Origin of the sequence: Kitasatospora sp. LaBMicrA B282, from assembly GCF_050325825.1 — a bacterium.
In the GTDB taxonomy this organism is placed as follows: Bacteria; Actinomycetota; Actinomycetes; order Streptomycetales; family Streptomycetaceae; genus Kitasatospora.
In genome coordinates this window covers 1-10,939 of sequence record NZ_JBNQTI010000225.1, presented here as the reverse complement: position 1 = coordinate 10,939, position 10,939 = coordinate 1, and the positions used below count along the sequence as shown (strand labels likewise).

Here is a 10,939-nt window from a genome sequence, read left to right as displayed (position 1 = left end):
GGAAGCTAAGCCTCACAGCGCCGATGGTACTGCAGGGGGGACCCTGTGGGAGAGTAGGACGCCGCCGAACAATTCTTCTGAAGAAGCCCCCGACCTTTCCGGTCGGGGGCTTCTTCGCGTTTATCGGCGGGTGCTGTTTTCGGCGGCGGCGGCGCGCTACCCTCGCTGGCACACAGACCGGCAGGCACGGACCGGCAGGCGGAGAGGCGCGGCGTTGCAGAACCTGACCCTTTCGTGGCAGAGCGCCGGCGCCACGGCGGCGGTCCTGCTCGGGGCCTCCTACGCGGCCCATCGGCTGCTGCCGGCCCGTCGGACCCTGGTCGCCGTGCTGCGCGAGGGCGGCACGCTGCTCGCGCTGTTCGCGCTCTGGCAGCTGGTCGGCCAGCTCTCCCTGATGAGCACCGACCACGCACTCGACCGGGCCGAGTGGATCCACCGCACCGAACTGAGACTCGGGCTGCCGAACGAGGTCTCCTGGCAACAGGCGATCACGCCGTACCCGGTCCTGGTGCGGCTGGCGAACTACTACTACGCGAGCATGCACTTCGCGGTGATGATCGCGACGCTGATCTGGGTCTTCCTCCGCCACCGCGACCGCTATGCCTGGGTGCGGACCACGGTGGTCCTGGTCACCGCCGCCTGCCTGCTGATCCAGTTCATCCCGGTCGCGCCGCCGCGGATGCTGACGGACGCCGGCTTCGTGGACGTGGCGGCCGAGTACGGCCAGTCCGTCTACTCCGGCGGCATCGGCGGCCTGCACGCCGACGAGCTCTCGGCGATGCCCTCGGTGCACGTCGCCTGGTGCGTCCTGGTCGCGGTCGCGGTGATCCGGGTCAGTCGCTCGCCCTGGCGCTGGCTGATCCTGCTGCACACCGCGCTGACGATCGCGGTGGTCGTCGTGACGGCCAACCACTTCTGGGCCGACGGCCTGGTCGCCGTCTGGCTGCTGATGCTCGCCTACGCGGTGCAGTACGCGGCGGGCCGCCTGCGGGCCCGGCGGCGCGGCACGCCGGCGCCGGACACTGCCCGCCCGCAGCCCCAGCCGACCGGCCGCTGACACCTCCCCCCACAGCAGTGCGCCGGTCCCCCCACAGCAGTGCGCCGGCCGGCAGGGGGTCCCCGCCGGCCGGCACGCTGTGACCGGATCCGTCGCCGTCACTTCATCGGCAGCGCCGCCCGGCCCCAGCCGCTGTTGGTGAGGGTGGCGGTGGCCCAGTACCAGCTGGCCAGGCCGGCGACCGCGGCGAGCCAGCCGGCCACCTTGACCAGGCCGTGCGAGCTGCCGAAGGTGCCGATCATCGCGAGCAGCAGCGAGAGTGCCAGCAGACCGTAGACGGCCCGACTGAACAGACCCGCCTGCCAGCCGGCGGCCGCGAGCGTGATCGCCAGCAGGGCCCAGACCAGCAGGAACAGCCCGGTGGCGTTCTTGCCGGCGGCGGAGCCGGCACCCGCCGCCCACACCGCCCAGAACGCGCCGAGGCCGGCGAAGGCGGTGCCGTTGAAGGTGTCGCCGCAGCGGAACTGCCAGAGGCCGGCGATGAACAGCGCGACCCCGCCGACCACGTGGGCGAGGCCCGCGGCGTCGGCGACGCCGGCGCCGTGCAGTACGCCGGTCTGCAGCAGGCCGTAGGAGAGGAGGGTCAGGCCGAGAGCGAGGTAGCCGAGCGGACCCGCGTCGAGCGAAGCGGGACGGGCGGTGGCCCCGGTAGCGTCACTGCTCACCGGAGGCTCCTTTCTGATGGTTCGAGGTGGTTCGGGACATGACGGGGTGGGCGCCGGGCAGGCTGCTGCCGCCGGGCGCACGGGGGTGCACGAGAGGGTGTGGGGGTGATGGCGACAGCGGTGCGGCAGCCGTCGCGGTGGGGCCGGGCCCGGGCGTCCCGAAGGGGGCGGGCGGTGTCGGCCGGTTGCGTCCTCGCAGCTCAGCGCTGCCGGGGACTGGGTTCGCCGGGGGAATTCCCGGTCAGCAGGTCTCTACCCGCGGTGGGATGCTTGTACCCTTGTGAATCGTAGAATTTGTTCGTTTGTCAGCTGAGTCGTCATCAGTTCTTGACCATTGCCGATGCGACCCGGCCGAGCGGGCACCCGGGAGGCTAGCCCCGCCGCTGGTGCGGCACCCGGAGCGCGATGATCGCCATGTCGTCCGAGGGCGGCTCCGGGGCGAACCGCTCCACCGCCCGCTGCACCCGCGCGGCCACCGCCCCCGCGGTCAGCCCGGTGCACCCGCGCAGCACCTCGGCCAGCCCGTCCTCGCCGAGCATCCGCATGCCCTCGCGCCGCTCGGTGACCCCGTCCGTGACGCAGAGCAGCACTTCGCCCGGCGCCAGCACCACCTGCTCGGCGGTCAGCTCCAAGTGCTCCAGCACCCCGAGCAGCGGCTGCGAGTCGGCGGCGGGGGTGACCTGCCCGTCGGTGCCCAGCCGCAGCGGCAGCGGGTGCCCGGCGCAGACCAGGCGCAGCTCGGTGCTGCCGTCCCCGCGCGGCGTCAGCTCGCCGTAGAGCAGGGTGAGGAAGCGGCCGCGGTCGCCCTCGTCGAGGATCGCCCGGTTCAGCCGGGTCAGCACCTGCGGCGCGTCCAGCCCTTCGCGGGCCAGCAGCCGCAGCGAGTTGCGGGCCAGCCCGGTGACCGAGGCGGCCTGCGGGCCGGTGCCGCAGACGTCGCCGATGGCGAAGCCGTAGGTGCCCTCGCGGATCGCGAAGAGGTCGTAGAAGTCCCCGCCGACCTCGTTGCCCTCGCCCGCGGCCTGGTAGTAGACCTCGACCTCGACGCCGGGGATCTTGGGCAGCTCCGGCGGCAGCAGGCTGCGCTGCAGGGCCTGGCTGGTGGCGGTCCGCTCCGAGTAGAGCCGCGAGTTGTCGAGGGCCAGGGCGGCCCGGCGGGACAGGTCCTCGGCCAGTTCCAGGATCTCCTGGCGGAAGCCGACGCCGGCCTTGGTCCCCAGCACCAGCAGGCCGATCACCCGGTTGCGGGCGAACAGCGGCAGCGCCACGGTCTGTCCGATCAGCCCGGCGGGCTCGGCGCCGGTCCGGGCCCGCTCCGGGCCGTCCCAGGCGGTGGTGCCGCCGGCGGCGCTGCCGACCGGGGGCTCGATGCGCTCCAGCAGGGTGCGCAGCGGGTCGATCCGGTCCTCGTCCTCGTGCAGCACGAAGGCGAGTTCGGCGGCCTCGGCGTGCTCGGCGATGGTGTAGACGGCGCACCAGGCGGCCAGCGTGGGCACCGCCATCTGCGCCATCAGGGCGAGGGTCTGCGGCAGTTCGAGGGTGCCGGCCAGCAGGTCGGAGGCCTCGACCAGGAAGGAGAGGGTGCCGCGGCGCAGCCGTTCGCGCTCGGCGAGCCGGGCGTTCTCCACGGTGAGGGCGATCCGGTCGGCGGCGAACTGCAGCCGCAGCGCCTGGTCGTTGTCGTACTGCCCGGCCTGGTTGGCGGCGACGCCGAGCGAGCCGATCAGCCGCCCTTCGACCTTGAGCGGGACGGTGATCAGCGAGCGCAGGTCGGAGCCGCCGAGCAGCGGGGCGGCGCCCGGGCGGACCGAGAGGTCCTCGTGTACGGCGGGCAGCCGGGCGGAGTCGTAGCGGTTCTGCCCGGAGTCGACCGGGATCCGCACGTCCTTGACCCGGCCGGCCGGCAGCCCGGTGGCGGCCCGGACCTCGAACTCGCTCTCGTCGTCGGTGATCAGCAGCAGGTAGGCGGCGTCGCCGTCGAGCAGGTCGCGGGCCCGTTCGACGGTCTGCTGGAGCAGGCCTGACAGGTCGTCGGCCGGCATCGCGTCCAGCTGCAGGTCGAGGGGTTCGACGGCGGCGCTGGTGGTGCCGGCCGGGGCGACGTGGTCCGGGGAGCGGAGCACGGCGCGGTCGCGTTCGCGGACCAGCAGACAGAGGGTGGAGGGGGCGCCGGTGGCGTCCAGCAGCCGCACCTGGGAGCCGTAGACCTCGATGGTGCGCTGGTCGGCGCGGCGGACGCCGAAGGCGCCCTCCCAGCGGGCCAGCCGAAGCGCCTGCGCCAGTTCGGTGCGCTCGCCGGGGCCCTGCGGCCAGACCACCAGCTCGGCCCAGCGCAGGCCGAGCACGGCCTCGGCGGGCCGGCGGAAGAGCTCGGCCGCGTCCGCGTTCCAGGAGCGCACCAGGCCCTGGTCGTCGACCTGGACCACGGCGACCAGCACCGGTCCGTCGGTGCTGGGCAGCACCTCGCCGGGGGCCTGCGGCAGTGCGTAGCGGGTGCCGGGCAGGGCGCGCTGCAGCGGCAGCCGGAACCAGACCGTCTTCTGTCCGGCGGCGTACTCCACGCCCCAGCGGCTGGAGAGCGCCGAGCACATCAGCAGGCCGCGACCGCCCTCGCCCTCGGCGTCGGCGAAGTGCTCGGAGACGGCGTCGCCCGCCACCGGCCCGGCGAAGGCGGGCAGGCCGCGCTCCGGGTGCCGGTCGGTGACGCCGATCTGCACCGAGTCCTCCTCGCGCAGGCAGCTGACCTCGGCCGCGGTCCCGGCGTGCACCACGGCGTTCGTGACCAGCTCGCTGACCAGGACGATCGCGTCGTCGACGACCTCGGACAGCCCCCAGCCGAGCAACGCGTCGCGCACGAAGCCGCGCGCGGCGGACGCCGACCGGCCATCCGGCTCGAAGGTGGCGGCTGCGCGGGCGGTGACCACGGGCTGCTTCTCCTCATTGGTTCGGGTACGGCTGCTCGGCGCCTGGCGCCCTCCGGCAGCGGGGGGTGGATCCCACCCGTTCCCGCGTGGCGCCGGCCAGGGCGAGGTGCAGCGCTCCACCCTACTTTCCGGCTGGTCTCCCCGTCGGAAAGGGGGAGCGAAACAGCCGCTGCGGAGTGATTCTCCCCACCACCGGGCCCCGGAACCTGCCCTTCGAGCACCGCCCGCTCCGGGACGAGCCTGGCGAACTGGGCAGACCCGGGCGGTCGGTGCTGTCAGACTGGGGGATCCGCGGAGAGCGGCGCACCTTGCCGAGGCCGTGGACGCCAGCCAGTCGCGACGTGGGAGGGTCCCGTTGAGTTCCGCCATCAAGGACGCTGCCGGTCAGAGCACCCAGGGGCAGAAGAGCGCGGTGCGCGGCGCGCGGCCGGCCGCCACGCCCCGCGGCGGTGCCGGGCGCCGCACGGGCCACAACCGCGGGGCGGAGCCCGCCGAGCTGCGCAAGCTGCTGGGCGCGCTGACCGCGATGCGCGACGGCAATTTCCGCCGCCGGCTGACCGTGCCGGGCGACGGCCCGATGGCCGAGATCGCCGCGATGTTCAACGAGGTCGCGGAGCGCAACCAGCACCTCACCGGTGAGCTGGCCCGGGTGCGCCGGGCGGTCGGGCGGGAGGGGCGGCTGACCGCCCGGCTGGAGAGCGGCGCGGGCGAGGGCGCCTGGGCCTCGGCGGTGGACAACTGCAACGCGTTGATCGACGACCTGGCCCGCCCGATGGCGGAGGTCGGGCGGGTGCTGGCCTCGATCGCCGAGGGTGACCTGGACCAGCGGATGGAACTGCGGTCCAACTTGCCGGACGGCGGCAGCCACCCGCTGCGCGGGGAGTTCCTCAAGGTCGGACGGACCGTCAACGGCCTGGTCGACCAGCTCTCCGAGTTCACCGACGAGGTGACCCGGGTGGCGATCGAGGTGGGCACCGAGGGCAAGCTCGGCGGGCAGGCCCGGGTGCGCTCGATGTCGGGCAGTTGGAAGGACCTGGCCGACTCCGTCAACACCATGGCGGGCCGGCTCACCGCCCAGGTGCGCAACATCGCCGAGGTGACCACCGCGGTGGCCAAGGGCGACCTGTCGCACAAGGTCACGGTCGACGTGGCGGGCGAGATGCTGGAGCTGAAGAACACCGTCAACACCATGGTGGACCAGCTGAACTCGTTCGCGGCGCAGGTGACGCGGGTGGCGAGGGACGTGGGTACCGAGGGGCGCCTGGGTGGTCAGGCGCAGGTGCCGGGGGTCGCGGGGGTGTGGCGCGATCTGACGGATTCGGTGAACTTCATGGCGAACAACCTCACCGATCAGGTGCGCAACATCGCGCAGGTGACCACGGCGGTGGCGCGCGGTGACCTGTCGCAGAAGATCGAGGTGGACGCCCGGGGCGAGATCCTGGAGCTGAAGAACACCATCAACACCATGGTCGACCAGCTCTCCGCCTTCGCGGCGCAGGTGACGCGGGTGGCGAGGGACGTGGGTACCGAGGGGCGCCTGGGTGGTCAGGCGCAGGTGCCGGGGGTCGCGGGGGTGTGGCGCGATCTGACGGATTCGGTGAACTTCATGGCGAACAACCTCACCGATCAGGTGCGCAACATCGCGCAGGTGACCACGGCGGTGGCGCGCGGTGACCTGTCGCAGAAGATCCAGGTGGACGCCCGGGGCGAGATCCTGGAGCTGAAGAACACCATCAACACCATGGTCGACCAGCTCTCCGCCTTCGCCGACGAGGTCACCAGGGTGGCCCGGGACGTCGGCACCGAGGGCATCCTGGGTGGTCAGGCCAGCGTGCCCGGGGTCTCCGGGACCTGGAAGGACCTGACCAACAGCGTCAACCTGATGGCCAACAACCTGACCAGCCAGGTGCGCAACATCGCCGAGGTCACCACCGCGGTCGCGCTCGGCGACGTGTCCAAGAAGATCACCGTCGACGCGCGCGGCGAGATCCTCGAGCTGGTCACCACCGTGAACACCATGGTCGACCAGCTGAGCGCGTTCGCCGACGAGGTGACCCGGGTGGCCCGCGAGGTGGGCACCGAGGGGATCCTGGGCGGTCAGGCGCGGGTGCGCGGGGTCTCCGGCATCTGGAAGGACCTGACCGACAACGTCAACTTCATGGCGTCCAACCTGACCAGCCAGGTCCGCAACATCGCCGAGGTGGCCACCGCGGTGGCCCGCGGCGACCTGTCCAAGAAGATCACCATCGAGGCGCAGGGCGAGGTGGCCGCCCTGGCCGGCACCCTCAACACGATGGTCGACCAGCTGAACGCCTTCGCCGTGCAGGTGACCCGGGTGGCCCGCGAGGTGGGCACCGACGGCATCCTGGGCGGCCAGGCGGACGTGCCGGGCGTCGCCGGCATCTGGAAGGACCTGACCGACAACGTCAACCAGATGGCGAACAACCTGACCGGCCAGGTCCGCAACATCGCCCTGGTGATCACCGCGGTGGCCCGCGGCGACCTGTCGCAGAAGATCGACGTGGACGCCCGGGGCGAGATCCTGGACCTGAAGACCAGCATCAACACCATGGTCGACCAGCTGAGTTCGTTCGCCGACGAGGTGACCCGCGTGGCCCGCGAGGTGGGCACCGACGGCATCCTCGGCGGCCAGGCCCGGGTGCCCGGGGTGGACGGCACCTGGCAGGACCTGACCGAGGGCGTGAACGAGCTCGCCAACAACCTGACCCGCCAGGTCCGCGCGATCGCCCAGGTCGCCACCGCGGTGACCCGCGGCGACCTGAGCCTGCGGATCGACGTCGACGCCTCCGGCGAGATCGACGAGCTCAAGGACAACATCAACCAGATGATCGCCAACCTGCGCGAGACCACTCGCACCAACCAGGAGCAGGACTGGCTGAAGACCAACATGGCCCGCTTCTCCGGCCTGTTGCAGGGCCGGCGGGACCTGGAGGCGGTCGCCTCGTTGATCATGTCCGAGCTGACCCCGGTGGTCTCCGCCCAGCACGGCGCCTTCTTCCTGGCCCAGCCGGCCGGGCGGACGGCCGAGATGCTCACCGAGGACGACGACGAGTCGGACACCGTGCTGCGCCTGATCGGCTCCTACGGCTACCAGCGCCGCTCGATGCCGACCACCTTCCGCCACGGCGAGTCGCTGGTCGGCCAGGCCGCGGTGGAGAAGCGCCCGATCAGCCTGACCGAGGCGCCCCCCGGCTACCTGAAGATCTCCTCCGGCCTGGGCGAGGCGAGCCCGGCCCACGTGGTGGTGCTGCCGGTGCTCTTCGAGGGCCGGCTGCTCGGGGTGATCGAGCTGGCCACCTTCAGCTCCTTCACCAGCGTGGTGATGGACTTCCTGACCCAGATCGCCGACCTGATCGGCGTCACCGTCAACACCATCAGCGTCAACACCAAGACCGAGGGCCTGCTGCTGGAGTCCCAGCGGCTGACCGCCGAGCTCTCCATGCGGTCGGCGGAACTGGAGGCCCGGCAGGAGGAGTTGGAGCGGACCAACGAGGAGCTGCAGGAGAAGGCCGAGCAGCTGGCCCAGCAGAACCGGGACATCGAGATCAAGAACAGCGAGATCGAGGAGGCCCGCAAGGTGCTGGAGGAGCGGGCCGAGCAGCTCGCCCTCGCCTCCCGGTACAAGAGCGAGTTCCTCGCCAACATGTCGCACGAGCTGCGCACCCCGCTCAACTCGCTGCTGATCCTGGCCAAGCTGCTCTCCGACAACAACGAGGGCAACCTGTCGCCCAAGCAGGTCGAGTTCGCCGACACCATCCACGGCGCCGGCTCCGACCTGCTGCAGCTGATCAACGACATCCTCGACCTGTCCAAGGTGGAGGCCGGCAAGATGGACGTCCGCCCGGCCAAGATCGCCCTGGTCCAGCTGACCGACTACGTGGAGGCCGCCTTCCGGCCGCTGACCGCGGACAAGGGGCTGGACTTCGAGGTCACCGTCTCCCCGGAGCTGCCGCCCACCCTGCACACCGACGAGCAGCGGCTGCAGCAGGTGCTGCGCAACCTGCTCTCCAACGCGGTGAAGTTCACCGACTCCGGCGCGGTGCACCTGGTGATCGAGCCCGCCGGCGCGGTGGTGCCGCAGCACGTGCGCGAGCAGTTGCTGGAGTCCGGCCAGATCGACGACCCGGACGCCCGGCTGGTGGCCTTCTCGGTCACCGACACCGGCATCGGCATCCCCGGCAACAAGCTGCGGGAGATCTTCGAGGCCTTCAAGCAGGCCGACGGCGGCACCAGCCGCAAGTACGGCGGCACCGGCCTGGGGCTGTCGATCAGCCGGGAGATCGCCCGGCTGCTGGGCGGCGAGATCCACGCCGAGAGCGAGCTGGGCCGGGGCAGCGCCTTCACCCTCTACCTGCCGCTGCGCAGCGAGTCGCCGGAGGGCGGGACGGAGGCCGAGCGGGCGGCGGGCGGGCCGAGCGCGGCCGGCGCAAGTGCGCTGCGGGCCTCGGTCGGGCTCACGCCGGTGGGGCAGCCGGTGCCGGTGGGGGAGAACCCGGCCGAGCACTGGGCGCAGGAGGTGCGCGAGCTGGCCGAGGAGCGCCGCCGGGGCGCTGCCGAGCGGCGCCGGGCGGCGGGCGCCCAGGCCGGGACGGGCGGGACGGGCGGTGCCGCCGGGGCCGGTGAGTCCGGCCGGGCGGAGGAGCTGCCGGCGCCCCGGGTGGGTGCCGGACCGCAGTTCGAGGGCCGGTTCGACGGCGAGGAGGTGCTGATCGTCGACGACGACGTGCGCAACGTCTTCGCCCTGACCAGCGTTCTGGAGCAGTACGGACTGACCGTGCTCTACGCGGAGAACGGCCGCGAGGGCATCGAGATGCTGGAGCACCACGAGAGCGTCGCGCTGGTGCTGATGGACATCATGATGCCGGGCATGGACGGCTACGCGACCACCGAGGCGATCCGCCGGATGCCCAACTTCGCCGGTCTGCCGATCATCGCGCTGACCGCCAAGGCGATGAAGGGCGACCGGGAGAAGAGTCTGGCGGCGGGTGCCTCGGACCACGTGACCAAGCCGGTGGACACCGACCACCTGCTCGGCGTGATGCGGCAGTGGCTGGGGGCGCGCGACGAGCACGCGTAGCGCCCGGACATCGGCGTTTACTGGCGGGTCGCCCCGGGAACCCGCTAGGGTCACTCATCGTTGCGAAGAGTGACCGGAGGGCGACGGTGCGCAGGTCTGCGTGCGGTCGCCGCCCGGTGCGGCGGCCGCGGTGGCGGTCGGTTGCGACCATCCGATAGGGCAGGGCTTGGGGGTGCGGCTAGCATGACCGGGTCGGTGGCAGGCGGTACACGGGTGCCGGCACGCGGGAAACTACTGGGCTATCCGACAGGAGGGCGGGTCGTGGTGCAGAAGGCGAAGATCCTCCTGGTCGACGACCGGCCGGAGAACCTGCTGGCGCTGGAGGCGATCCTCTCGGCGCTGGACCAGACGTTGGTGCGCGCCGCCTCCGGCGAGGAGGCGCTCAAGGCGCTGCTCACCGACGACTTCGCGGTGATCCTGCTGGACGTCCAGATGCCGGGCATGGACGGCTTCGAGACCGCCGCGCACATCAAGCGCCGGGAGCGGACCAGGGACATCCCGATCATCTTCCTGACCGCGATCAACCACGGCCCGCACCACACCTTCCGGGGTTACGCGGCCGGCGCGGTGGACTACATCTCCAAGCCGTTCGACCCCTGGGTGCTGCGCGCCAAGGTCTCCGTCTTCGTCGACCTCTACACCAAGAACTGCCAGCTCAAGGAGCAGGCGGCGCTGCTGCGGCTGCAGTTGGACGACGACCGGCAGCAGGGCCGGGACCGGGCCGAGCCGCTGCTGGCCGAGCTGTCGGCCCGGCTGGCCTCGGTGGAGGAGCAGGCCGAGGCGCTGACCAAGCAGTTGGGCGACTCACCTGAGGCCGGTGCCGCGGCCACCGCGGCGCACCTGGAGCGCAAGCTGGCCGGTCTGCGGGCGGCGCTGGAGGCGCTGCGCCCGGGAGCCGACCCCGCCTGAGTCCGACCGGACCGGGCGGCGCCCCGCTGCGCCGCCCGGGTGAACCGGTGGCGGGTTGACGGTGTGTCGGCTGGGCCGAACGACACGCCAGGGGCATGACGGTCGGTCATGTGTCCGCCGCTCAGGGCCGCCGGTAGGCTCTGGGCCATGGCCTCACGGACGCCCGGCAACGCGGCACGCAAGACGAGTCCGGAACCGGCGAAGAAGGCCGCCCCGGCGAAGAAGGCCGCCGCGCGCAAGCCGGCGCCCAAGAAGGCCCCCGCCGCCCGCGGCGCGCAGCCCAAGG

5 protein-coding genes and 1 rRNA gene are annotated in these 10,939 nt (G+C 72.3%); 4 read left to right on the top strand and 2 right to left on the bottom strand.

The features are described 5' to 3' along the window. Window positions 1–70 (top strand): 5S ribosomal RNA (gene rrf / locus ACQRUO_RS35905); the annotation flags it as partial. A gap of 144 nt (window positions 71–214) precedes the next feature. Continuing rightward, the gene (locus ACQRUO_RS35900; RefSeq protein ID WP_428320364.1) at window positions 215–1,057 is read left to right on the top strand and encodes a phosphatase PAP2 family protein; all 843 of its coding nucleotides are present in this window, start codon (window positions 215–217) and stop codon (window positions 1,055–1,057) included. Window positions 1,058–1,155: 98 nt separating this feature from the next. Here ACQRUO_RS35900 and ACQRUO_RS35895 read toward each other — a convergent pair whose 3' ends face one another. Then, window positions 1,156–1,722 carry an acetate uptake transporter gene (locus ACQRUO_RS35895; protein WP_428320363.1) on the bottom strand — a complete coding sequence of 189 codons (567 nt, stop codon included), beginning with the start codon at window positions 1,720–1,722 and terminating at the stop codon, window positions 1,156–1,158. A gap of 371 nt (window positions 1,723–2,093) precedes the next feature. Beyond that, complete coding sequence (locus tag ACQRUO_RS35890; RefSeq protein WP_428320362.1) at window positions 2,094–4,766, bottom strand: SpoIIE family protein phosphatase; 2,673 nt, start codon at window positions 4,764–4,766, stop codon at window positions 2,094–2,096. Between the two features lie 406 nt (window positions 4,767–5,172). On the opposite strand from ACQRUO_RS35890, the gene ACQRUO_RS35885 reads away from it, so the two are divergent. Both ACQRUO_RS35885 and ACQRUO_RS35880 read left to right on the top strand, forming a co-directional pair. Next, the gene (locus ACQRUO_RS35885) at window positions 5,173–9,744 is read left to right on the top strand and encodes a HAMP domain-containing protein (protein WP_428320365.1); all 4,572 of its coding nucleotides are present in this window, start codon (window positions 5,173–5,175) and stop codon (window positions 9,742–9,744) included. 261 nt (window positions 9,745–10,005) lie between these two features. Continuing rightward, window positions 10,006–10,653, top strand: coding sequence for a response regulator (locus tag ACQRUO_RS35880; protein WP_428320361.1), 648 nt, complete (start codon window positions 10,006–10,008; stop codon window positions 10,651–10,653). Window positions 10,654–10,939 lie beyond the last annotated feature (286 nt).